21 protein-coding genes are annotated in these 24,198 nt (G+C 73.1%); 18 read left to right on the top strand and 3 right to left on the bottom strand.

The features are described from left to right. The 8 genes from rplT to JHD21_RS08910 all read left to right on the top strand — a co-directional run. On the top strand, window positions 1–335 hold a 335-nt coding region (gene rplT / locus JHD21_RS08945), incomplete at its 5' end, for a 50S ribosomal protein L20 (RefSeq protein ID WP_292673680.1). A gap of 11 nt (window positions 336–346) precedes the next feature. Then, entirely contained in the window at window positions 347–1,141 is a 795-nt protein-coding gene (locus JHD21_RS08940) for an RNA methyltransferase (RefSeq protein WP_292673677.1), read from the top strand. Further along, entirely contained in the window at window positions 1,138–1,989 is an 852-nt protein-coding gene (locus JHD21_RS08935) for a hypothetical protein (RefSeq protein WP_292673673.1), read from the top strand. The genes JHD21_RS08940 and JHD21_RS08935 overlap by 4 nt, the downstream gene beginning before the upstream one ends. 105 nt (window positions 1,990–2,094) lie before the next feature. Beyond that, on the top strand, window positions 2,095–3,363 hold the full coding sequence (locus JHD21_RS08930) for an HDOD domain-containing protein (RefSeq protein ID WP_292673670.1): 1,269 nt from the start codon (window positions 2,095–2,097) through the stop codon (window positions 3,361–3,363). A gap of 28 nt (window positions 3,364–3,391) precedes the next feature. Next, window positions 3,392–4,453, top strand: coding sequence for a PAS domain-containing sensor histidine kinase (locus JHD21_RS08925; RefSeq protein ID WP_292673667.1), 1,062 nt, complete (start codon window positions 3,392–3,394; stop codon window positions 4,451–4,453). A gap of 59 nt (window positions 4,454–4,512) precedes the next feature. Next, window positions 4,513–5,622 carry a phenylalanine--tRNA ligase subunit alpha gene (pheS, locus tag JHD21_RS08920; protein ID WP_292673664.1) on the top strand — a complete coding sequence of 370 codons (1,110 nt, stop codon included), beginning with the start codon at window positions 4,513–4,515 and terminating at the stop codon, window positions 5,620–5,622. Continuing rightward, complete coding sequence (gene pheT, locus JHD21_RS08915) at window positions 5,619–8,099, top strand: phenylalanine--tRNA ligase subunit beta (RefSeq protein WP_292673662.1); 2,481 nt, start codon at window positions 5,619–5,621, stop codon at window positions 8,097–8,099. The genes pheS and pheT overlap by 4 nt, the downstream gene beginning before the upstream one ends. A 31-nt stretch (window positions 8,100–8,130) precedes the next feature. Continuing rightward, the gene (locus JHD21_RS08910; RefSeq protein WP_292673660.1) at window positions 8,131–11,217 is read left to right on the top strand and encodes an NB-ARC domain-containing protein; all 3,087 of its coding nucleotides are present in this window, start codon (window positions 8,131–8,133) and stop codon (window positions 11,215–11,217) included. On the opposite strand, the gene JHD21_RS08905 is transcribed toward JHD21_RS08910, so the two are convergent. The 3 genes from JHD21_RS08905 to JHD21_RS08895 form a co-directional block, all read right to left on the bottom strand. Further along, entirely contained in the window at window positions 11,218–12,060 is an 843-nt protein-coding gene (locus JHD21_RS08905; RefSeq protein WP_292673657.1) for an ABC transporter permease, read from the bottom strand. Then, a complete protein-coding gene (locus JHD21_RS08900) occupies window positions 12,057–13,070 on the bottom strand; it encodes an ATP-binding cassette domain-containing protein (protein WP_292673654.1) in 1,014 nt (337 codons plus the stop codon). The genes JHD21_RS08905 and JHD21_RS08900 overlap by 4 nt, the downstream gene beginning before the upstream one ends. Before the next feature lie 63 nt (window positions 13,071–13,133). Further along, on the bottom strand, window positions 13,134–13,934 hold the full coding sequence (locus JHD21_RS08895) for a maleylpyruvate isomerase family mycothiol-dependent enzyme (RefSeq protein WP_292673651.1): 801 nt from the start codon (window positions 13,932–13,934) through the stop codon (window positions 13,134–13,136). Between the two features lie 78 nt (window positions 13,935–14,012). On the opposite strand from JHD21_RS08895, the gene argC reads away from it, so the two are divergent. Genes argC through JHD21_RS08845 form a run of 10 tightly spaced genes read left to right on the top strand, consistent with a single transcriptional unit; the run spans window position 14,013 to window position 23,683 of the window. Then, window positions 14,013–15,053, top strand: a complete 1,041-nt coding sequence (gene argC / locus JHD21_RS08890) for an N-acetyl-gamma-glutamyl-phosphate reductase (protein ID WP_292673649.1) — start codon at window positions 14,013–14,015, stop codon at window positions 15,051–15,053. After that, the gene (locus JHD21_RS08885) at window positions 15,050–15,469 is read left to right on the top strand and encodes an ACT domain-containing protein (RefSeq protein WP_292673647.1); all 420 of its coding nucleotides are present in this window, start codon (window positions 15,050–15,052) and stop codon (window positions 15,467–15,469) included. Before argC ends, JHD21_RS08885 begins: the two co-directional genes overlap by 4 nt. Window positions 15,470–15,471: 2 nt before the next feature. Then, entirely contained in the window at window positions 15,472–16,623 is a 1,152-nt protein-coding gene (gene argJ, locus JHD21_RS08880) for a bifunctional glutamate N-acetyltransferase/amino-acid acetyltransferase ArgJ (protein ID WP_292673646.1), read from the top strand. Further along, a complete protein-coding gene (gene argB, locus JHD21_RS08875; RefSeq protein ID WP_292673644.1) occupies window positions 16,620–17,558 on the top strand; it encodes an acetylglutamate kinase in 939 nt (312 codons plus the stop codon). Before argJ ends, argB begins: the two co-directional genes overlap by 4 nt. Then, on the top strand, window positions 17,555–18,730 hold the full coding sequence (locus JHD21_RS08870; RefSeq protein ID WP_292673642.1) for an acetylornithine transaminase: 1,176 nt from the start codon (window positions 17,555–17,557) through the stop codon (window positions 18,728–18,730). The genes argB and JHD21_RS08870 overlap by 4 nt, the downstream gene beginning before the upstream one ends. Continuing rightward, window positions 18,730–19,680 (top strand): ornithine carbamoyltransferase, encoded by a 951-nt coding sequence (gene argF, locus JHD21_RS08865; protein WP_292673640.1) that lies wholly within the window; start codon window positions 18,730–18,732, stop codon window positions 19,678–19,680. Before JHD21_RS08870 ends, argF begins: the two co-directional genes overlap by 1 nt. Then, window positions 19,677–20,225: an arginine repressor gene (locus JHD21_RS08860; RefSeq protein ID WP_292673638.1), complete on the top strand. Its 549-nt coding sequence runs from the start codon at window positions 19,677–19,679 to the stop codon at window positions 20,223–20,225. Before argF ends, JHD21_RS08860 begins: the two co-directional genes overlap by 4 nt. Continuing rightward, entirely contained in the window at window positions 20,222–21,667 is a 1,446-nt protein-coding gene (gene argG / locus JHD21_RS08855; RefSeq protein ID WP_292673636.1) for an argininosuccinate synthase, read from the top strand. The genes JHD21_RS08860 and argG overlap by 4 nt, the downstream gene beginning before the upstream one ends. Further along, window positions 21,667–23,103: an argininosuccinate lyase gene (gene argH / locus JHD21_RS08850; RefSeq protein WP_292673633.1), complete on the top strand. Its 1,437-nt coding sequence runs from the start codon at window positions 21,667–21,669 to the stop codon at window positions 23,101–23,103. The genes argG and argH overlap by 1 nt, the downstream gene beginning before the upstream one ends. Then, the gene (locus tag JHD21_RS08845) at window positions 23,096–23,683 is read left to right on the top strand and encodes a DNA-3-methyladenine glycosylase (RefSeq protein ID WP_292673631.1); all 588 of its coding nucleotides are present in this window, start codon (window positions 23,096–23,098) and stop codon (window positions 23,681–23,683) included. Before argH ends, JHD21_RS08845 begins: the two co-directional genes overlap by 8 nt. The last annotated feature ends 515 nt before the right edge of the window (window positions 23,684–24,198 follow it).

Raw genomic sequence — 24,198 nt, 5'->3', positions numbered from 1 at the left:
ACCGCGGCCAGCGCTCGCGCCTCTACCGCAAGGCGAAGGAGCAGGTCACCCACTCGCTGGTCTACTCCTACAACGACCGGCGCAAGAACAAGGGCAACTTCCGTCGCCTGTGGATCCAGCGGATCAACGCCGCGGCCCGTGCGCAGGGGATGACCTACAACCGCTTCATCCAGGGTCTGGGCCTGGCCGGGGTCGAGGTCGACCGCAAGGTCCTCGCGGACCTGGCCGTCAACGACATCGCGGCGTTCAACGCGCTCGTCGAGGTCGCCCGGGCCGCCCTGCCCGAGGACGTCAACGCGCCCCGGGTCGACGACAAGGCCGAGGCCTCCGCCTGACGCCTCCCGCGGTGCCTCTGACGTCCGGGTCCACCCGGGTCAAGGAGGCACGCAAGCTCAGCCGTCGCTCGGTCCGGACCGAGCGGCGGCTGTTCCTTGCCGACGGCCCCAAGGCGGTCGAGGCGGCCCTGGCCACGCCGGGCTGCGTCGTCGAGATCTTCGCCACCACGGAGGCGACGCAGCGGTACGCCGCGCTGGCGGACGCCGCCGCCTCGACCGACACGACCTGGGTGCTGGTCGACGAGCGCGCGCTCGGCTCCCTGAGTGACAGCGTCACCCCGGCGGGCGTCGTCGCGATGTGCCGGTCCCTCGACCGGCCGCTGGCCGACCTGCTCGGACCCGGGACCCGGCTGGTGGCCGTGTGCGTCGACGTCCGGGACCCCGGCAACGCGGGCACCGTGATCCGCTGCGCGGACGCGGCCGGCGCGGACCTGGTCGTGCTGGCCGGCACCTCGGTCGATGCCTACAACCCCAAGACGGTCCGGGCCAGCGTGGGCAGCCTCTTCCACGTCCCGCTCGCCGTCGAGCCGGACATCGCCACGACGGTCGCCGGATTACGGGCCGCCGGGTTCACGGTGCTCGCGACCGCGGGCGACGGCGAGGTCGGCCTGTACGACGCCCCGGTGGACGGTCCGACGGCCTGGCTGTTCGGCAACGAGGCGCACGGGCTGCCTCCCGGGCTCGCCGCGCTCGCCGACCACCGGGTCTCCATCCCCATCCACGGCCGGGCCGAGAGCCTGAACCTCTCGACCGCGGCCGCGCTCTGCCTCTACGAGTCCGCCCGCCGCCGTACCCTGCCCTCGTGACTGCGCGGGCGACGGTGGCAGGGCTGGTGCTCGCCACGGCGGTGAGTGCCTGCGCTGAGCAGGCTGACCCCGCTGCCGACCCCGCCCCCGTGCCTGCGCAGGCCTCCGAGGTCGCCGAGGCGCCCGCGAGCCTGGGCACTGACCCCTACGTGGTCCGGGACACGCTGGTCGGCGCCGTCCGGGATGCCGGCGCGGTGCGGGTCACGGTGACCGGGCGCCCGTCGGAGACCACGCTCGACCTGGTGTACGAGGCGGACCGGCAGCGGTTCGCCCGTCGGTTCGGCTGGCACGCCGGCGGCGAGCCGCAGGAGCTGCTCGAGCTGGGGACCGGCCGGGTGTGCGCGAACCTGGCCGCGGCGCGCGCCCTGCAGGCCTCCGGCAACACGGCGATGGGCTACGTCGAGGCCAGTGACCGGCCCTACAGCTGCACGGCCGGCGGCGACAGCGGCCTCGCGGCGTTCGTGGTCTACGGCTACTCCGCGCTCGACCCGGTGACCCGCCTGGCTCGGCTGATGGGCCCCGTGACCGTGACCGACCTCGGCATCGAGACCGCCGAGGGCGGCGCCGCCACCCGGCACCTGCGGATGGAGGCGTCCGAGAGCGACCGGTCCCTGCGCCAGCTCCCGACCAGCTACGACCTGTGGGTGGACAGCGACCTGCGCCTGGTCCGAGCCGTGTTCAGCAGCCTCGACGAGGCCGTGGAGGCGTACGACGCGTCGTTCGCCTACGGCGAGCTGCCCGGGGTGTCCCTCCCGGCCCGCGCGGACCGCGGCGACCTCGTCCTCCACACCGGGGTCGGGCCGGGGACGGTCCACCCGTCACCAGCCGCGGGGTCCGGGCCCGGCTGACTGGACCACTGCTCAGATCCGGCGTCCACCGGCCGACTGAACAGGGACGAACGGTGTGTGCGCCGAGCTGAGGTCGGGGGGCCGAGGCGGAGCCGAGAGGTGGACATGGCAGAGCACGAGGAGTCATCGGGGGCTGCTCCGGCGGCGGTGGACCGCGTCGTCGCGCGACAGCCCATCGTGGGTCTCGAGCACGAGATCGTGGCGTTCCAGCTCGTGAACCGCCCCGCGCCCGAGGTCGGCCGGTCGACCTCGCACGGGGCCGGGGCGGGGGAGACCCTGACCATGTCGGCGGTCCTCGGCGACCTGACGGTCGACCTCAGCCAGCTGGTGGGCGACGTCCGGGTGTTCTGCGCGGCCGGGCCCGAGGTCCTCGCGGACAGCACCGTGGTGACGGCGCCGAGCGGACGCACGGTCCTGATGGTGCCCGCCGAGCTGGGCGCCGACCCCGCGGTCGTCGAGCGCTGTCGCCTGCTGGTCCAGGAGGGCTACTCGATCGCCGTGGACCGGCTCGACCGGGTGCCCGGCGCCGAGGCGCTCCTCGCGCTCGCGGACGTGGCCGTCATCGACCTGCAGCAGTGCCCCCGGCCGCGGGCCGAAGAGCTCGTGGCCCGGTGTCGCGTCCTCGGAGTCACCGCCATGGCCGCCCGGTGCCCTAGCGAGGACGACCTCACCTGGGCCGCCGCGGCGGGGTTCGAGCTCTTCCACGGGCCCGCGGTCCAGCGGCCGGTGGAGGTCAACGGGCGCACCCTGGCCCCCTCCGCCCTGGCTCAGGTGCAGCTGGCCAGCGAGCTGCTGGACGAACGGCTGGACTTCGGTCGGGTCGAGGCGATCCTGGCGCACGAGCCCGCCCTTGTCGTGCAGGTCCTCCACCTCGCCTCGCTGGGCGCGGCGGGTGGGCTCCGCCGCGACGTGCACAGCGTGCGCGAGGCGCTGGTGCTCCTGGGCACGGTCCGGATCCGGCAGTGGGCCGCGATCACGGTCCTGGGCCAGCAGGTGAGCCGGGTCAGCTCGGACGCCCTCGCCGTGGCCCTGGTCCGCGCCCGGATGTGCGAGCTGCTGGCCCAGCCGCGCGGGCTCGACCGCGGGTTCGCGTTCACCGCCGGCCTGCTGTCGACGCTCGACCTGCTGCTCGGCGTCGAGCTCACGGAGGTCGAGAAGCGCGTCGACGTCGGCAGCGCGATGGCCGCGGCCGCCTTCCGCCGGGAGACCCCGCTCGGTGAGCTCGTCGGGCTGGTCAGGGACTACCAGGACGCCGTGGACGAGGGCGAGCCCGCCCCGGCCGGGCTCAGCGACGTCGAGCTGGTCGCCGCGATGGCGTTCTGCTGGGCCACGGCGCACATCTCGGCGATGGAGCGGACCCTGCAGCCGAGCTGACGGCCCCGGGTCGTGACAGGGTTGGGGCGTGTCCGACATCTCTGCGCAGGCGGTCGTCGACGCGCTGCCGGACGGCGTCGTCGTCGCCGATGCGCGCGGGCGGGTGACGCTGGCCTCCGAGCCGGCGGTGCGGATCCTCGGCGTCGAGGGGGACCCGGTCGGCCAGCCGCTCGAGTTCGTCCTCGCGCTCACCGACCACGACGGCAACGACTGGGTGGGGCACAACCGGCCCTACGAGGGGCTGCGCACGCGGACCGCGGTCCCCGAGCAGACCTGGCTGCTGCCCAACGGGACCGAGGTGCTCGTGGCCGCCCGGTTGCACCGGGCGTCGCTGGACCAGCCCGTCCAGCAGGTCGCGGTGACGCTCCGGTCCGGCCGCGGCCGGGCCCGCCTCGATCGCGAGCGGTCCGACCTGGTCGCCACGGTCGCCCACGAGCTCCGCTCGCCCCTCACCGGGGTGAAGGGGTTCGTCCAGGCGCTGCTGAACCGGTGGGACAAGCTGAACGACGACCAGAAGAAGCTGATGCTCGAGACCGTCTCCGCGGACAGCGACCGGCTCAGCCGGCTCATCGCCGAGCTCCTCGACGTCGCCCGGATCGACACCGGCCGGCTCCAGCTCTACCCCCGGCCGTGCGACGCGGGCACCCTGATGCGGCGCGTCGTCGACTCCGTGGGAGCGGGGACCGCTCGACCGGTCACCCTCCGGCTCGAGGACGACCTGCCGGACGTGCTGGCCGACCCGGACAAGTTCACGCAGGTGTTCATGAACCTGGTGGAGAACGGCGTACGCCACGGTGAGGGGGCGGTCGCCGTCCAGCTGCGGGCGCTGCGGCCCGGGGAGGACCCGGCACTCGGAGCGGGTGTGCTCGTCATCGTCGACGACCAGGGTGAGGGCATCCCGGCCGACCTGCGCCGGCGGGTCTTCACGAAGTTCTGGAAGGGCGGGGCCCGCGGGGGCTCCGGTCTCGGGCTCTACATCGTCGGCGGCCTGACCAAGGCGCACGGGGGCACCGTGACGATCGGTGACGCCCCCGGCGGCGGCGCCCGGATCGTCGTCACGTGGCCGGCGGCGTCCTTCGACGACGGCTGAGCGGCCAGGGCCTGGAACCCCTTCGCCGCCCGGCACCGGCGCTCCATACAGTTGGCCCCGTGTCCGGACCCAACACCGACTACGACCCCGTGGAGGTCAACGCCGTGCAGCCCGAGGAGGTCGAGGCGGCACGCGACGCCGCACTCGCGGCGATCGCCGCCGCCGGTGACCTCGAGGAGCTCAAGCAGGTCCGGATCGACCACGCCGGCGACCGCTCGCCACTCGCCCTGGCCAACCGCGAGATCGGCGCGCTCCCGCCACACGGCCGCAAGGAGGCCGGCCAGCGCATCGGCCAGGCCCGCGGCGCCGTGAACCAGGCGCTCGCCGCCCGGCAGTCCGAGCTCGAGGCGGAGGCCGAGACCCGGATGTTGGTCGAGGAGACCGTCGACGTCACGCTGCCCACCGACCGGACCCCGGCCGGCGCCCGGCACCCGATCACCACGGGGTCGGAGCTGATCGCCGACATCTTCGTGGCGATGGGCTGGGAGGTCGCCGAGGGGCCGGCCATCGAGGCGGAGTGGCTCAACTTCGACGCGCTCAACCTCGGCCCCGACCACCCGGCCCGGACCATGCAGGACACGTTCTGGACCGAGCCGGAGGACCACGGCCTGGTCCTGCGCACCCACACCTCACCCGTCCAGGCGCGCACGATGCTCTCCCGCACGCCGCCGATCTACGTCGTCTGTCCCGGCCGGGTGTTCCGCACCGACGAGTACGACGCCACCCACAGCCCGGTGTTCCACCAGGTCGAGGGGCTCGCCGTCGACGAGGGCATCACGATGGCCCACCTCAAGGGGACCCTCGACCACTTCGCGGCCCAGATGTTCGGCGAGGGCATCACCACCCGGTTCCGGCCGTCGTACTTCCCGTTCACCGAGCCGTCGGCCGAGGTCGACCTGGTGTGCTTCGTCTGCCGGGGCGCCGGCGTCCTGGACGGTGCCACCTGCCGGACCTGCAAGGGCGAGGGCTGGATCGAGTGGGGTGGCTGCGGGATGGTCAACCCGCGGGTGCTGCGCGCCTGCGGGGTGGACCCCGAGCGCTACACCGGCTTCGCGTTCGGCATGGGCATCGACCGGACGTTGATGTTCCGGCACGGGATCGAGGACCTGCGCGAGCTCTTCGAGGGCGACGTCCGGTTCACCACGGCGTTCGGATCGGAGCTCGGATGAAGGCCCCCGTCTCCTGGATCAGGGAGTACGTCGACCTGCCGGCCGACCTGACCACCGAACAGCTGGCGGCGCGGCTGACCGCGCTCGGGCTGAAGCTCGAGGCGATCGAGAAGCCCGGCGACCAGATCCGCGGCCCGCTCGTCGTCGGCCGGGTGCTGACGATGGAGGCCGAGCCGCAGAAGAACGGCAAGACCATCAACTGGTGCACCGTCGATGTCGGCGACGCCAACGGCACGGGCGAGCCCCAGGGGATCGTCTGCGGGGCGCACAACTTCGAGCCGGGCGACCTGGTCGTGGTGATCCTCCCGGGCGGCGTGCTGCCCGGCGACTTCGAGATCATCGCACGCAAGACCTACGGGCACCTGTCCGCCGGGATGATCTGCTCGGCCCGCGAGCTGGGTCTCGGCGAGGACCACGACGGGATCATCGTGCTGCCCTCGGACGCCGGCGAGCCGGGCGAGGACGCTCGGGACGTGCTCGGCCTGCGCGAGGAGGTCATCGAGTTCGAGATCAACCCGGACCGGGCCTACGCCCTGTCCCTGCGCGGGATCGCCCGCGAGGCGGCGCTCGGCTTCGACGCGCCGTTCTCCGACCCGGCCGAGCGCCAGGTGCCGGCGCCCAACGGCGAGGGCCACCCGGTGGTCATCGACGACCCGGCCGGCTGCCCGGTGTTCGTGGCCCGGACCGTCAGCGGCTTCGACCCGGCCGCGCCGACCCCCGAGTGGATGGTCCAGCGGCTGGCGCAGTGCGGGCAGCGCTCGATCTCGCTCGCGGTGGACGTGACCAACTACGTGATGCTCGAGCTCGGCCGCCCGATCCACGGCTACGACGCCGACAAGCTGTCCGGGCCGATCCGGGTCCGCCGGGCCACCGAGGGGGAGCGGCTCACCACGCTGGACGGCGCCGACCGGGCGCTGTCTCCCGAGGACCTCGTGGTCACCGACGACAGCGGGATCATCGGGCTCGGCGGGGTCATGGGTGGCGAGACCACCGAGATGTCGGAGACCACGACCCGGGTGCTGGTCGAGGCGGCGCACTGGGACGCGGTGTCGATGTTCCGCACCGGCAAGCGCCACAAGCTGACCTCCGAGGCCGGCAAGCGCAACGAGCGCGGCGTGGACCCGGCGATCACCGAGGCCGCGGCGGACCGGGTCGTCGAGCTGCTCGTCACCCACGGCGGTGGCGTCGCCGAGCCGGGGGTGACCGTCGTCGGCGGGACGCCACCTCGTGACCCGATCGCGCTGCCCGCGAGCCTCCCGGCCCGGGTCACCGGCATGGACATCCCCGACGACGTCACGGTGCGGCACCTCACCGCGGTCGGGTGCGCGGTCGACGCCTCGTCGGCACCGTTGAGCGTGGTCCCGCCGACCTGGCGCCCCGACCTCACCGACCCCTACGACCTGGTCGAGGAGGTCGCCCGGGTCGTCGGCTACGACCGGGTGCCCTCCGTCCTGCCACGCGAGGCCGCCGGTCGCGGGCTGACCCGCACCCAGCGGCTGCGGCGCCGGATCGGGCACGCGCTGGCGGGCGCCGGCTGCGTCGAGGTCGTCAGCTTCCCGTTCGTCGGGGACGCGGCGTTCGACCGGCTCGGGCTGCCGGCCGAGGACGCGAGACGGCACACGGTCCGGCTGGCGAACCCGCTGTCCAGCGAGGAGCCGTCGTACACCACGACCTTGCTGCCCGGCCTGCTCGAGGCGGCCGCGCGCAACCTCGGGCGCGGTGCGCCGGGGGTCGCCCTCTTCGAGACGGGCGCCGTCGCGTTCCCCGTCGACCGCGGACCCACCCCGATCTTCGGGGTCGACTGGCGGCCCAGCGCGGACGAGCTCGCCAAGATGCTCGACACCATCCCCGAGCAGCCGCTGCACCTCGCCGTGGTGCTGGCCGGCGAGCGGGAGCGTGCGGGCTGGTGGGGGACCGGTCGTGAGGCCGGGTGGGCCGACGCCGTCGCGCTGGTCCGCCGCCTGGCCGACGAGCTGTCGGTCGAGCTCGAGGTCCGTTCCGCGGCGTACGCGCCCTGGCACCCCGGACGCTGCGCCGCCCTGTTCGTCGACGGGACCGCCCTCGGGCATGCCGGGGAGCTGCACCCCCAGGTGTGCCGGGCCGTCGGTGTGCCCGCCCGCACCGCCGCCCTGGAGATCGACCTCGACGTCCTCATGGCGCGCGCCCCGGAGGTGGTGACCGGTCCGAGGTTCTCGACCTACCCGGTCGCCAAGGAGGACGTCGCGCTGGTCGTGACCGAGTCGGTGACCTCGGCCGAGCTCGAGGCCGCGCTGCGCGAGGGGGCGGGCGAGCTGCTCGAGTCGGTGCGCCTGTTCGACGTCTACACCGGCGCCCAGGTCGGCGAGGGACGCAAGTCGCTGGCGTTCGCGCTGCGCTTCCGCGCACCCGACCGCACGCTCACCGAGACGGAGACCGGTGCCGCCCGGGACGCCGCGGTCGCCCTGGCCGCCGAGCGGTGCGGTGCCGTCCAGCGCTGAGACACGTCCTCCGCTCCGTCTCCTCGACGGGGTGACCTGGCGGGGCACGCCGCTCCCGGCCGGCCGCACGCACGCGCTGCTGGCCGCGCTCGTCGCGGGGGAGCGCAGCGGCGTCTCGGAGGACGCTCTCGTCGCGGCCGTGTGGGAGGACGACATCCCGGCGAACCCCGGCAAGGCGCTCCAGGTCGTCGTCTCGCGGACCCGGTCGCAGACCGGCCCGGACGTCGTGGTCCGCACCGCGCGCGGCTACCGGCTCGGGCTCGCACCCGACGCCGTGGACGCGTGGGCGCTGGCCGACCTGGTCGACGCCGCTCGCCGCGCCGAGGGACACGGCGATCACGTCGGCGCCCGTGACCTGGCCCGCGAGGCGCTGACGCACGGCCTGGTCACCAGCGACGGGCCGGGGCCGCTGGCCGACGTCCGGGCCGGCGCCGTGCACGACCGGGCGGTCGCGACCGCCGTCCTCGGCCGCGCACTGTCGGTCCTCGGCGACCACACCGAGGCGCTCCCGCTCCTCGAGTCCGCGCCGCGCGACGACGCCACCCTGGTCGAGCTGCTGCGCAGCGAGGCGGCGGTGCGCGGCGCCCCGGCCGCGCTGGACCGCTACGAGCGGCTGCGCGCCGACCTGGCCGACCGGCTCGGCGTCGACCCGGCGCCGGCCCTGCGGGCGGTGCATGCCGAGCTGCTGGCGGCGGACCACCCGGTGCGGGACGGGGTCCGCTTCGACGCGACCTCGCTGGTCGGTCGCGACGACGACCTCCGAGCGCTCCGGGCGCTGGTCCGCGAGGCCCGGGTGGTCTCGATCCTGGGGCCTGGCGGACTGGGGAAGACCCGGCTGGCCCATGTGCTCGCCCGGGACGCCGAGCAGCAGGTGGTCCACTTCGTCGAGCTCGTGTCGGTGGTCGACCCCGCCGACGTCGTGGGGGAGATCGGCTCGGCCCTCGGGGTCCGGGACTCGGTCAGCAGCCGGCTCGTGCTCAGTCCCGAACAGCTCGCGGACGTCCGGGCCCGGATCGCGCAGTCCCTGGACCAGGCGCCGACGCTGCTCGTGCTGGACAACTGCGAGCAGGTGGTCGGCGCGGTGGCCGACCTGGTCGCGTTCCTGGTCGCCACCGTGCCCGGCCTCCGGGTGGTGACCACGACCCGGGCTCCGCTGTCGATCTCCGCGGAGCGGGTGTTCGCGCTGGCGCAGCTCGACGACGACGCCGCCCTCGACCTGTTCGAGCAGCGCGCCCGGGCGGCCCGCCCGAGCGTCGCGCTGCCCCCGGACGTCGCCCGGCGCGTGGTCTCCCGGCTCGACGGGCTGCCTCTCGCCATCGAGCTCGCGGCGGCCAAGGTCCGGGTCATGTCCGTGGCTGACCTCGATCGGCGGCTCGACGACCGGTTCGGCCTGCTCCGCGGGCATGACCGCAGCAAGCCGGACCGCCACCAGACCCTGCTCGCCGTCATCGAGTGGTCCTGGGCGTTGCTGAGCGAGAACGAGCGGACGGCGCTCCAGCGGCTCTCGGTGTTCGCGGACGGCTTCACCCTCGCCGCCGCGGAGGCGACCCTGGGTCATGACGCCCTCGACGAGATCACCTCGCTCGTGGACCAGTCGCTCCTCACGGTCGTGGAGGGCTCTGCCTCGGTCCGCTACCGGATGCTCGAGACGGTCCGCGAGTTCGGCCGGCTCCGGCTCGAGGAGGCCGGAGCGGTGCATGACACCGAGCAGGCCCAGCTGGCCTGGGCCCGCGGCCTCCTGCAGGAGTGGTCGCCCGAGCTCTGGGGCGCGCGGCAGGTGGAGGCGGTGCGCGCGCTCATCGTCGAGGAGAACAACCTCGCGGACTGCCTGCGCCGCTCCCTTCGAGAGGTCGACCAGCCGGCGGTCTGTGCCCTGGTCGCCGGGTTGGGTGGACTGTGGACCATCACCGGCGACAACGCGCGGGTGATCGTCCTCGCGAGCGCTGTCGACGAGGTCCTGGCCGGCTGGCGCCCGGCGCCGGAGGAGGTCGACGAGGCCGTTGCCGCTGCCGCGATGGTGGTGATGAACACCCTCACCGGCGAGTTCGGCGGCGGCTCCGACGCCTGCCGGGCCATCCTGGCCGAGCACGCCCCCGCGGTCTCCGACCCGCGGGTCCGCGGCACTGTCCGGGTGCTGTCCGCCCACGACCCGGGCGACGTCCGCGTCACCCTCGCCGGACTGGCCGAGCTGGGGGAGGGCCCGGACCGGTTCGCCGCCGTGCAGGCGCTGATGTGGGTCGCGCACTTCCAGGAGAACGTGGGAGACCCGGAGGGTGCCATCGTCGCGGCGACCCGCGGTCTCGAGCGGGTCGACCCCGACGACGGCCCGTGGCTGGGGGCGATGCTCCGCGTGGTGCTGGGGACGTTGCACGCCGCCCTCGGCCGGCACGCCGCCGCGGCGCCGTACCTGCGTGCGGCACTCCCCGATCTCCTGGCCCTCGGCGACCATGACGACGCGATCCAGGCCCAGGCGCTGCTGGCGATGGGAGCGCTGGAGACGGGGGACCACGGTGAGGCGGCCCGCATCCTCGACGGGCTGTCGCCCGGTGGCAGCACCACCGCGGGACTGGTGGGCCCGTTCGTGATCTCGACGGCGCGGGCCGAGCTCGCACTCGCGACCGGCAACGTGGAGCGTGGGCTGCTCCTCTACCGCGAGACGATCGCGCACCTGCACGCACTGCGGTTCCGTGGCTTCGACATGCCGTCGGGGCTCGAGCCCTGGACGCTCTACGGCACCAGCGCCGCGGTCACGGCCTACGCGCGGTTCGCGCCGGCTCCCCAGGGCGAGGACCTCTTCGACACCCTGCTCGCCGACGCCGCGCGACTGCTCGAGACCGCACCGCACCTCGACTTCCCGGTGACGGGTGCGGTGCTGCACGCGCTCGGGGCGTGGGCGCTGCTGCGGGACACGGCGTCGGTCGAGGCAGCGGTCCGGCTGCTGGTCCTCGCGGAGCTGTTCGCCTACACCCGCTACTCACCCTCGCTCGACCCCGGCCCCACCGAGGCCGAGGCGGAGACCCGGGCACCGGGCCTGACCGCGCGGGTCCGGGCCGAGCTCGACGGGCGGCGCGGCCCGGACCTCGTGGACGAGGCCCGGGCCGCGGTGGCCGCGCTGTAGCTACATCTTCCGGCCGTACGACCGCACCGCGAGCGGCGCGAAGACGGCCACGACGACCACCAGCCCCAGGACCGCCCAGCCGACGTTGGCCGTGACCGCGCCGTCGTTGGCGAGGTCCCGGATCGCGGAGATCACCAGCGACACGGGGTTGACGTCGGCGAAGGCCTGGAGCCAGCCGGGCATCGTCTCGGTCGGGACGAACGCGTTCGACAGGAAGGTCAGCGGGAACATCACCATCAGCGAGATCCCCTGGACGCCCTGGGCGCTGCGCCCCACGGTGCCGAACCAGGCGAAAATCCAGGCCAGCGACCACCCCGCGAGGACCGCCAGGACGATGGCGCCGAGCACGCCCAGGACGCCGCCGCCGGGGCGGTAGCCGATCGCGATCCCCGTGCCGAAGGTCAGCACCGCGGCGAGGAGGTAACGCAGCATGTCGGCGAGCATCGGTCCGGCGAGCGGCGCGATGCGGGCGATGGGGAGTGACTTGAAGCGGTCGAAGACGCCCTTGTCCATGTCCTCGCGGAGCTGGACACCGGTGGCGACGCACGCGGTCAGCACGGTCTGCCCGATCAGTCCGGGGATGATGATCGGCAGGTAGCTGGACACGTCACCGGAGATGGCTCCGCCGAAGATCCCGGCGAACATCGCCGTGAACAGCAACGGCTGGATGGTGACGTCGAACATCTGCTCGAAGTTGCGCTGCATCTTCTTGACCGCCCGCCACGCCATCGTCCGGGTCTGGCTGACGGTGTCGCGCAGGGACGGACGGGCGGGCAGGTCGCGGACGCCGTCGAGGGTGCGCGCGGTGACGGTCTCGTCGACAGTGGGGGACAGGAGGGTCATCGGGCCGGCTCCTTCTCGAGCTCGCGCTCGTTCTCGTCGCTGTCCTCGGCGGCATGGCCGGTGAGCGCCATGAACACCTCGTCGAGCGTGGGCTTCTGGACGGTGGCGGAGGTGATCAGCAGCTCCTGCTCGCGCAGGCCGATCAGCACGTCGGCCGCGCCGTTGGGGTCCGGCAGGGGGACGTTGATGCCGCCCGCCTCCGGGGTGAGCACCGGCTCGTCGCCCACCACGCGGCGTACGACGTCGACGGCGGCTGCCGTCTGGGCCGGGTCCAGCAGCCGCAGCTGCAGGGTCGAGCTGCCCACCTGGCTCTTCAGCTGGTCAGGCGTGCCCTCGGCGACCTTGCGACCGCGGTCGATGACTGCGATCCGGTGGGCCAGCTGGTCGGCCTCGTCGAGGTACTGCGTCGTGAGCAGCACGGTGCCGCCCTGGGCGACCAGCTCGCGGATCGTCTCCCACATCTGGCCGCGGGTCCGTGGGTCGAGGCCCGTGGTGGGCTCGTCGAGGAAGATCAGCGGCGGGCGGGTGATCAGGCTCGCGGCCAGGTCGAGGCGGCGGCGCATGCCGCCGGAGAACTGCGAGAGCGGCTTGTCGGCGGCGTCCTCCAGCCCGAACCGCCCGAGCAGGTCGTCGGCGGTGGTGCGCGCCTTCTTGGGGTTGAGCCCGAGCAGCCGGCCGAACAGCCAGAGGTTCTCCCGCCCGGTGAGGTTCTCGTCGACCGAGGCGTACTGACCGGTGACGCCGACCAGCTGGCGCACCACGTGCGGGTGCTCGGCGACGTCGACGCCGAAGATCTCGGCCCGGCCGCCGTCCATCGGCAGCAGCGTGGCCAGCATCTGGAGCATGGTGGTCTTGCCGGCCCCGTTGGGGCCCAGCACGCCGAAGACCTCGCCGCGGACGACCTCCAGGTCGACGCCGTCGACCGCTCGGTTGGTGGTGCCGCCCGTGACGAAGGTCTTCACGAGGCCGGTCGCCAGGACGGCGGGAGCGTCGTGCGGTGTGTGGTTCATGCCGCCAGCGTGGGGGCGGCCGGTTTCACCCCGCCTTCACGCGGGTTTCACGGTGGATCGGCGTCAGTTGATCGGATGGCTGAGGATCGCCCGGAGCTCCGAGAGGACGGACTCGTCGCCCTCGAGCCGCACGTCGACCCGGCCCACTCCCCGGTGCCAGAGCCAGGCGTCGAGGTCTCCCGCGGTCCCGGAGATGGTCGCCAGCGGCGCATCGACGTGCGGGACCACGGCCACGTCGGGCTCGTCGTAGGCCTTGCCGTCGTCCGGGTCCGTCCCGGTGAACCGGGCCAGCGCGACGTGCAGGACGTCGCCCGTGTCGGTCAGGCGCAGGCCGACCACTCGGTCGGACGGCGTGATCGTCCCCCACGGCGGGCAGCCGCCGTACATGACGGTCAGCGCCTCGAGCACGCCGTCGGCGGCGAGTGTCGGGTCGAGGTCGGTCACCGGGCCGGCGGTCTCCTCGGCGTCGAGCCGATGGATGAGGGCCTCGTGGGCCTGGCGGCGGTAGCTCGCGCCCACGGTCTGGTCGCTCGACCAGTGCCAGGCCTGCTCACCCGGCCCGGCACTCGCCAGCGCGGCGAGCAGCGCGGCCGAGTGCTCGTCGAACGCCGTGAGCAGCTCGCCGTAGGACTCCGGCCGGGACAGCCGGTCGACATCGTCCTCGGTCACCGGCGCGGGCCGGGTCGTGACCACCTCCGCCCAGAACGCCTGCACCGTCGTGAGGTGCCACAGCAGGTCGGCCGCGTCCCAGTCCGGGCAGGCGGGCACCCGGGCGCGGGGGTCGCAGTCGGTCAGCACCTCGCGGAACCGGGCGGACTCGCGCCGGAGATGGTCCAGATAGGTGGGGAAGGGGAGTGGCTCCATGCCTGGCACGCTAGGGGCGACCGCCGACCGGCACACCCGTGTTTCATATGCATGCGCCACTATGTATAGTCATGCGTCATGAGCAGGAAGACCGTCGCGGTCGCTGGAGCCAGTGGGTACGCCGGTGGTGAGCTGCTCCGGCTGCTGCTCGGCCACCCCGAGGTCGAGATCGGCGCCCTGACCGGTGCCAGCAACGCGGGCGAGTCGCTGGGGGTGCTCCAGCCACACCTGGTGCCGCTGGCCGAGCGCGTGCTCGAGCCCACCGAGCTCGACGTCCTCGCCGGCCATGACGTGGTGTTCCTCGCCCTGCCCCACGGCCAGTCGGGCGCCATCGCGTCGGCACTGGCGGAGATCTCCGCGAGCACGGTCGTGATCGACTGCGGCGCCGACTTCCGGCTCGCCGACCCGGGGGAGTGGGAGAGGTTCTACGGCGGCACCCACGCCGGGACCTGGCCCTACGGCCTGCCCGAGCTCCCCGGCCAGCGCGAGATCCTGCGCAGCGCCACCCGGATCGCCGTCCCCGGCTGCTACCCGACCGTGTCGACACTCACCGTCGCCCCGGCCGTCGCCGCCGGGCTGGTCGAGCCCGACGTCGTCGTCGTGGCCGCCTCCGGCACCAGCGGCGCCGGCAAGGCGGCCAGGACCCACCTCCTCGGCAGCGAGGTGATGGGCAACGTCACCGCGTACGGCGTGGGCGGGACGCACCGGCACACGCCCGAGATCACCCAGAACCTCTCCGCCCTGGACCGGGGTGCCGTCACCGTCAGCTTCACCCCGCTCCTGGTCCCGATGCCCCGCGGCATCCTGGCCACCTGCTCCGCGCCCCTCGCCGAGGGCGTGACCGAGGCGGACCTCCGGGCGGCGTACGTCAAGGCCTACGCCGACGAGCCGTTCGTGCACCTCCTGCCCGAGGGGCAGTGGCCGCAGACCAAGTCGGTCATGGGCTCCAACGCGGTGCACGTCCAGGTCACCGCCGACGTCGCGGCGAACCGGATGGTCGCGGTCGGGGCGGTCGACAACCTGGCCAAGGGGACCGCGGGCGCCGCCGTGCAGTGCATGAACCTCGCACTCGACCTGGACGAGGCCCTCGGCCTGTCCACCGTGGGGCTGGCGCCGTGATCGCCGGTATGAAGCTGATGCGCTACCCGGAGACCCTGGCCGTGGTGAAGCTCGGCCCAGGTGCCGACCTGCCCGCCTGGGCGGAGGCGTCCTCGATCCTGTCGATCACCGCGACCGCCACCGAGACCTCGGTCGTGTGCGCCGCGCGCAGCGTCCCCAAGAAGTCGGTCCACCAGCGACCCTTCACCGCCTTCGAGGTCGAGGGACCGCTCGACTTCGCGCTGACCGGCATCCTGGCCGGGCTGCTCACCCCGCTCGCGGAGGCGGGGATCAGCGTCTTCACGCTGTCCACCTTCGACACCGACTGGATCCTCGTCCCCGGCGGCGACGCCGACCGGGCCGAGGAGGAGTGGCGACGATCCGGGCACGAGGTCCTGCCCGCCGTCCCCGCCACCCCGTCCAGGAAGAAGAAGTAGGCATGAGCGTCACCACCCCCACCGGCTTCCGCGCCCACGGCGTCCCGGCCGGCCTGAAGTCGACCGGCGCCAAGGATGTCGCGCTGGTCGTCAACGACGGCCCGCGGTTCGACTCGGCCAGCGTCTTCACCGCCAACCGCTGCCTGGCCAACCCGGTCCTGTGGAGCAAGGAGGTCGTCAAGGACGGCGTCGTGCGCGCCGTCGTCCTCAACTCGGGCGGCGCCAACTGCTACACCGGCCCCGAGGGCTTCCAGACCACCCACGCGGTGGCCGAGCGGGTCGCCGGCCGGCTCGGCATCGGCGCCATCGACGTGGTCGTGTGCTCGACCGGGCTCATCGGGCTCGCGAACGACCGCGACGCGTTGCTGACCGGCGTCGACGCGGCGTACGACGGCCTCTCGGTCGACGGGGGGCAGGACGCGGCCGAGGCGATCATGACCACCGACTCGGTGAGCAAGCAGGCGGTCGTGCAGGGCGCCGGCTGGAGCCTCGGCGGGATGGCCAAGGGCGCCGGGATGCTGGCTCCCCAGCTCGCCACGATGCTCGTGGTCCTCACCACCGACGCCGTCGTCCCTGCCGCGGATCTCGACACGGCGCTGCGGGCGGCGACCCGGGTCAGCTTCGACCGGCTGGACTCCGACGGCTGCATGTCCACGAACGACACGGTCACCCTGATGGCCAGCGGGGCGAGCGGGATCACGCCGTCGCTGCCGGACTTCACCGAGGCGCTCACGCAGCTCTGCACCGACCTGGCGATGCAGCTCCTGCGGGATGCCGAGGGCGCCGACCACGACATCGCGATCACCACCCTGAACGCGGCCACCGAGGACGAGGCAGTCGAGGTGTCCCGCAGCGTCGCCCGGAGCAACCTGTTCAAGGCCGCCGTCTTCGGCAAGGACCCCAACTGGGGCCGGGTCCTCGCCTCGATCGGCACCACCGGTGCCGCGTTCGACCCCGCCGACCTGGACGTCGCGATGAACGGCGTCTGGGTCTGCAAGGCCTCCGAGCCGCACGCCGACCCGGCCACCGTCGACCTGTCCGGCCGCGAGGTCACCGTGACCATCGACCTCAAGTCCGGCGCCGAGCGGGCGACGGTGTGGACCAACGACCTCACCCACGCCTACGTCCACGAGAACAGCGCGTACTCCTCATGACCGAGAAGATGACCGACAAGCCCGACCAGACCATCAAGGCCGAGGTGCTGGCTGCGGCCCTGCCGTGGCTGAAGACGTACCACGGCAAGATCGTGGTGGTGAAGTACGGCGGCAACGCCATGACCGACGACGTGCTCAAGCGGGCCTTCGCCGAGGACATCGCGTTCCTGCGCTTCGCCGGCTTCAAGCCGGTCGTGGTGCACGGGGGCGGTCCGCAGATCTCCCGCATGCTGGACCGGCTCGGCATCGAGTCCGAGTTCCGCGGCGGGCTCCGGGTCACCACGCCCGAGGCCATGGACGTGGTCCGGATGGTGCTGGTCGGGCAGGTACAGCGCGAGCTCGTCGGGCTGATCAACGAGCACGGGCCCCTCGCGGTCGGCCTCTCCGGCGAGGACGCCGGCCTGTTCACCGCCACGCAGACCAACACCGTCGTGGACGGCGAGGAGGTCGACCTCGGCCTGGTCGGCGAGGTCGCGCACGTGCGCCCCGAGTCGGTGCTCGACCTGATCGAGGCCGGCCGGATCCCGGTGGTGTCCAGCGTCGCGCCGGACGTCAACGGCACCGTGCACAACGTCAACGCCGACTCCGCCGCGGCCGCTCTGGCCGTCGCCCTCGGCGCCGAGAAGCTGCTCGTCCTCACCGACGTCGAGGGCCTGTTCCTCGAGTGGCCCGACGTCCAGGACGTCGTCGGCGAGATCAGCCCGGAGGCCCTGGCCGACGTGCTGCCGTCCCTCGACGCCGGGATGATCCCGAAGATGTCCGCGTGCCTGGACGCCGTCCGAGGCGGCGTACCCCGGGCGACCGTCGTCGACGGCCGGGAGCCGCACGCCGTCCTCGTCGAGCTGTTCACCAAGGAGGGCGTCGGCACGCAGGTGCTGCCCGGCGTCGAGACCAAGACCCGGAGGGCCCGGGACTTCGGAGAGGCACAGTCATGACCGACCAGCCCAGCTTCCAGGACCGCTACGCCGCCAGCCTGATGAACACCTTCGGGCCGCCGAAGCTCACCCTGGTGCGCGGCGAGGGCGCGCACGTGTGGGACGACCAGGGTCGGGAGTACGTCGACCTGTTGGGCGGCATCGCGGTCAACGCCCTCGGCCACGGCCACCCGGCGCTGGTCTCGGCGGTCACCACCCAGCTGCAGACCCTCGGCCACATCTCCAACTTCTTCACCAGCCCGGCCCAGGTAGAGCTGGCCGAGCGGCTCGTGGCGCTGCTCGACGCCGGTCCGGCCAAGGTGTTCCTCACCAACAGCGGCACGGAGGCCAACGAGGCGGCGTTCAAGCTCACCCGTCGCACCGGCCGGACCCACGTCGTCGCGGCCGAGGGCGGCTTCCACGGCCGGACCATGGGCGCGCTCGCGCTGACGTCCAAGGAGGCCTACCGGACGCCGTTCGCGCCGCTCCCCGGCGAGGTGACCTTCGTGCCGTACGGCGACGCCGACGCGCTGGCCGCCGCGGTGACCGACGAGACCGCCGCCGTCCTGCTCGAGCCGATGCAGGGCGAGGCGGGGGTCGTGGTGCCGCCCGAGGGCTACCTCGCGGCGGCGCGGGACGTCGCCGACCAGCACGGCGCCCTGCTGTGGCTCGACGAGGTGCAGACCGGGATGGGTCGCACCGGTCAGTGGTTCGCCCACCACGGCCACGGGGTGACCCCGGACGTCGTCACCGTCGCGAAGGGCCTCGGGGGCGGGTTCCCGATCGGCGCCTGCCTCGGAGTCGGCGCGGCGGGCGACCTGCTCGAGCCCGGCAACCACGGCACCACGTTCGGCGGCAACCCGGTCGCCTGCGCGGCGGCGCTGGCCGTCATCGGCACCATCGAGTCCGAGGGCCTCCTGGAGCACGCGACCGTCCTCGGCCACAAGCTGCGCGACGGTCTCGCAGCGGACCCGCGGGTGACCGAGGTCCGCGGCGAGGGACTGCTCATCGGGCTCGACCTGGCCTCGGACCGGTCCGCCGAGGTGGCGGCGGCGGCACTGGCGGCGGGCTTCATCGTCAACAACCCCACTCCCGGCCGGATCCGGCTCGCTCCGCCGCTGGTCCTCTCCGAGGATGACGCGGCGGTGTTCCTGGCCGCGTGGCCGGGGATCCTGGACGAGGCTGGTCTCTGATGCCCCGGCACCACGCTCCCCGGCACTTCTTGGCCGACGACGACCTGAGCCCGGACGAGCAGACGCAGGTCCTCGACCTGGCAGCGCGGCTGAAGGCGGCACCCTACGACGCCCGCCCCTACGCGGGCCCGCAGTCGGTCGCGATGATCTTCGACAAGCCGACCCTGCGCACCCAGGTGTCCTTCGCCGCGGGCATCGCCGAGCTCGGGGGCAACCCGATGCTGGTCGAGGGCAGGCTGGCCGGCATCGGTGTCCGGGAGTCGGTCGAGGACGTGGCGCGGGTGCTCGGCAGGCAGGTCGCGACCGTCGTGTGGCGCACCTTCGAGCAGTCCGACCTCGAGCTGATGGCGCGGTTCTCCGGCGTCCCTGTGGTCAACGCGCTCACCGACGAGTTCCATCCGTGCCAGCTGATCGCGGACCTGCTGACCGTGCGCGAGCACAAGGGTGCGCTGGCCGGCCTCACGGTGGCCTACGTCGGCGACGCGGCCAACAACATGGGCAACTCCTGGCTGCTGGCCGGCGCCACGGCCGGCATGCACCTGCGGCTCGCCGGGCCGCAGGGCTACCTGCCCAGCGACGGGATGTTCGCGAGGGCGGGTGCGATCGCCGCCCGGACCGGCGGCTCCGTCACCGGCCTCGCGGACCAGGTCGTCGCCGTCACGGGTGCCGACGTGGTGGTGACGGACACCTGGGTCTCGATGGGCCGGGAGGACGAGGAAGCCGCCCGCGAAGCCGTGTTCGCGCCCTACTCGCTGACGCAGGACCTGCTGGCGCACGCCGCGCCCGACGCCATCGTGCTGCACTGCCTGCCGGCCTACCGCGGCAAGGAGATCGCCGCCGAGGTCATCGACGGGCCGCAGAGCGTGGTGTGGGACGAGGCGGAGAACCGCCGGCACGCCCAGAAGGCGGTCCTGACCTTCCTGATGGAGCAGACGGCGGGGGATTCATGACCGAGTCAGCCCTGAGACCGGCCACCAAGAACGCCCGGCACCAGCGGATCGCCGAGCTCCTGACCCACCACGAGGTGCACTCGCAGGGCGAGCTCGCCACGCTGCTGGCCGAGCAGGGCGTGCACGTCACGCAGGCGACGCTGTCCCGCGACCTCGAGGAGCTCGACGCGGTCAAGGTGCGCTCGTTCTCCGGCGCACTGGTCTACGCCGTGCCCGGCGAGGGCGGCGACCGGCGACCGCCCCTTCCCGGCGAGACCGCGGCCGCGACGACCCGGCTCGCCCGCTTGTGTGCCGAGCTGCTCGTCAGCGCCGAGGCCAGCGCCAACCTGGTGGTGCTGCGCACACCTCCCGGTGCCGCGCAGTTCCTGGCCTCGGCCTTCGACAAGGCGGAGCTGCCCGACCTGCTCGGGACCATCGCCGGTGACGACACCGTGCTGGTCATCGGCCGGGACCCGCAGGGCGGCGACGAGCTGGTGCGACGATTCCTGGCGCTGGCCGACCACTCCCACGAACCACCCGACGTACATGCAGAGGAAGACTCATGAGCAAGGTCCTGACCACCCTCCCGAAGGGCGAGCGGGTCGGCATCGCGTTCTCCGGCGGCCTCGACACCTCCGTGGCCGTCGCGTGGATGCGTGACAAGGGAGCGATCCCCTGCACCTACACCGCGGACATCGGGCAGTACGACGAGCCGGACATCTCCGGCGTGCCCGTCCGCGCCAAGGAGTACGGCGCCGAGATCGCCCGGGCCGTCGACTGCCGGCGGCCCCTCGTCGAGGAGGGCCTGGCCGCGCTGGCCTGCGGGGCCTTCCACGTCCGGTCCGGAGGCCGCGCCTACTTCAACACCACCCCGCTCGGCCGGGCGGTCACCGGCACGATGCTGGTCCGCGCCATGCACGAGGACGGCGTGGACATCTGGGGCGACGGGTCGACGTTCAAGGGCAACGACATCGAGCGGTTCTACCGCTACGGCCTGCTCGCCAACCCGGACCTGCGCATCTACAAGCCGTGGCTCGACGCGGACTTCGTGCACGAGCTCGGCGGCCGCGCCGAGATGAGCGCCTGGCTCACCGAGCACGGCCTGCCCTACCGCGACAGCGCGGAGAAGGCGTACTCCACCGACGCCAACATCTGGGGTGCGACCCACGAGGCCAAGACCCTCGAGCACCTCGACGTGTCCCTGGAGGCGGTCCAGCCCATCATGGGGGTCCGGTTCTGGGACCCGGCCGTCGAGATCGCCCCCGAGGACGTCACCGTCGGTTTCGAGCAGGGCCGGCCGGTGTCGGTCAACGGGGTCCGGTTCGACGACCCGGTCGCCCTGGTCCAGGAGGCCAACGCGGTGGGGGGCCGGCACGGGCTCGGGATGTCGGACCAGATCGAGAACCGGATCATCGAGGCCAAGTCCCGCGGGGTCTACGAGGCGCCCGGCATGGCCCTCCTCTGGATCGCCTACGAGCGGCTGCTCAACGCGACCCACAACGAGGACACCGTCGCCAACTACCACGCCGAGGGGCGCCGGCTCGGTCGGCTCCTCTACGAGGGCCGGTGGCTCGACCCGCAGGCGCTGATGGTCCGGGAGTCCCTGCAGCGGTGGGTCGCGTCGGTGGTGACCGGTGAGGTCACCCTGCGGCTGCGCCGCGGGGAGGACTACACGATCCTGCGCACCGACGGTCCGCACTTCTCCTACCACCCCGACAAGCTGTCGATGGAGCGCACCGAGAACGCCGTCTTCGGGCCGACCGACCGGATCGGCCAGCTCACGATGCGCAACCTCGACATCGCCGACTCGCGGGCGATGCTCGAGCTGTACGCCGCCCAGCCGCTCGACCAGGGCCAGGTGCTCGTCGAGCACGGGACGCTCTTCGGTGCGCTCCCCGCCGGCGGCGCGGACCGGATCACGGCCAATCCCGAGCTCGAGGGCAGCACCGAGGAGGACGCAGTCGACCGGGCGCTGGACCATGCCGCGATGGAGTCCGGGACCGACTGATGACGAGCGAACCCGCAGGACCACAGGCGACCAACACCGGGATGCTCTGGGGCGGCCGCTTCGACGGTGGCCCGTCGCCGGAGCTCGAGGCCCTGTCGAGGTCCACCCACTTCGACTGGCGGCTCACGCTCTACGACATCGCCGGCTCGCACGCGCACGCCAAGGCGCTCGGCGCAGCGGGCCTGCTGACGCCGGACGACGAGGCCGCCCTGCACGCCGGGCTGGACGCGCTGACCCGGCGCTACGAGGCGGGGGAGCTGCACCCCGACCCATCGGACGAGGACGTGCACGGCGCTCTGGAGCGGATGCTCCTCGACGAGGTCGGCGTCGACCTCGGGGGTCGCCTCCGCGCCGGCCGCTCGCGCAACGACCAGATCGCCACGCTGCTGCGCTGCTTCCTGCTCGACCACTCGGTCACCATCGCGGCCTGCGTGCTCGACCTGGTCGACGCCCTGGCCGCACAGGCCCGCGCGCACCTCGGTGCGGTCATGCCCGGCCGGACGCATCTGCAGCACGCCCAGCCGGTCCTGTTGAGCCACCACCTCCTCGCCCACGCCTGGCCGCTCCTGCGAGACGTCGACCGGCTGGCGGACTGGCGTCGGCGGACGGCCGCCGAGTCGCCGTACGGCGGGGGAGCCCTGGCCGGCTCCAGCCTGGGCCTCGACCCGGTCCTGGTCGCCAGGGAGCTGGGCTTCGCGGGACCGTCCGCGAACTCCATCGACGGGACGTCCGCGCGTGACTTCGCCGCCGAGCTCGCCTTCGTCTGCGCCCAGATCGGTGTGGACGTCAGCCGCCTGGCCGAGGAGGTGATCCTGTGGTCGACCCGGGAGTTCGGCTTCGTGACGCTGCACGACTCGTGGTCGACGGGGTCGAGCATCATGCCGCAGAAGAAGAACCCCGACATCGCCGAGCTCGCGCGGGGCAAGGCCGGCCGGGTGATCGGCAACCTCACCGGACTGCTCGCGACGCTCAAGGCCCTTCCGCTCGCCTACAACCGGGACCTGCAGGAGGACAAGGAGCCGGTGTTCGACTCCGTGGACACCCTCGAGGTGCTGCTACCCGCCGTGACCGGCCTGGTGGCGACCCTCGACTTCGACACGGAGCGGATGGCCGAGCTGGCGCCCCAGGGCTTCTCGCTCGCCACCGACGTGGCCGAGTGGCTGGTCCGCCAGGACGTCCCGTTCCGGGTCGCCCACGAGGCGGCCGGCGCCTGCGTCCGCCGGTGCGAGGAGCTCGGCGTCGAGCTCGGCGGGCTCACCGACCGACAGCTCGCCGACATCCACCCCGCCCTGACCCCGGCGGTGCGCGAGGTGCTCACCGTCGAGGGCTCGGTCGCCTCACGGAACGGCAGGGGAGGCACGGCACCGGTCCGGGTCGCTGAGCAGCTGGCCGAGCTGACCGCGGCGGCCGGCACCGCGAGGACCGCGATTGGCTGACCTGGCGCAGCTCCTGGACGGCACCCCGCTCGAGGTGGCCCCCCGGCTGCTCGGCTGCGTGCTGCGGCACGGCGAGGTCGCGGTCCGCCTCACCGAGGTGGAGGCGTACGCCGGGCCCGACGACCCGGGGTCGCACGCCTACCGGGGGCAGACCCGGCGCAACGCCGTCATGTTCGGCCCGCGGGGTCGTCTCTACTGCTACTTCACCTACGGCATGCACGTGTGCGCCAACGTCGTGGTCGGTCCCGAGGGCGACCCCGGCGCCGTCCTGGTCCGGGCCGGGGAGGTCGTCGAGGGCCTGGAGCTTGCCCGGAGCCGCCGGCCCGGCGCCTCCGACCGCGACCTGGCCCGCGGCCCCGCACGGCTGTGCCGGGCGCTGGGCATCGGCCTCGAGCACGACGGCGTCGACCTCGCCCGCGGGGCGGTCCGGATCGAGCCCGGACAGCCGGTCGCGACCGTGTCGACGGGGCCGCGGGTCGGTCTGCGAGGTGCCCCGGACCGGCCGTGGAGGTTCTGGGTGACCGACGACCCGACGGTGTCGGTCTACCGGCCGGCAGCGCCGCTGCGCAGGCGCGGCTGAGCATGGATCGGGCCCTCCACGGCGGCGTGGAGGACCCCGATTTGGCATGGCGGGCGGGGGGTTGCTAAGTTTCTCGTGTTGCACCGCGCAGCTCCCCCAATCTGGGGCCTTCGGCCCGAACAAGTGGGGGCAGCCGGTACGGCAGCCAGGACCAGCCCGACACGATCCACTCGTCGAGTTGACCGAGACAGGCGGTTCCGGTAAGTTTTTGCAGGTTGCCCCGAGGCCAGTCCCGAGAGGGATGGATCGGTGTGCGTCTGATGTTTGAGAACTCAACAGTGTGTCATAGTCGACGAATTAGTTTGTTATGCCCCGTCCTCTATGTCTGAGCTCCTCGGAGCAATGATGCAGAGACGGTTCTTTTGGTGAGACAATGATTCTGACAATAGTCAGTCTCGTTCTCTTGTCAGGCATCTCTTCTTGTCGGCACCACCTCTGGTGGAGTCGGCTGCAAAATTTCAATGGAGAGTTTGATCCTGGCTCAGGACGAACGCTGGCGGCGTGCTTAACACATG

It is taken from the genome of Nocardioides sp. (assembly GCF_016462705.1).
GTDB lineage: Bacteria > Actinomycetota > Actinomycetes > Propionibacteriales > Nocardioidaceae > Nocardioides.
This window is presented reverse-complemented; position numbering and strand designations above follow the sequence as displayed.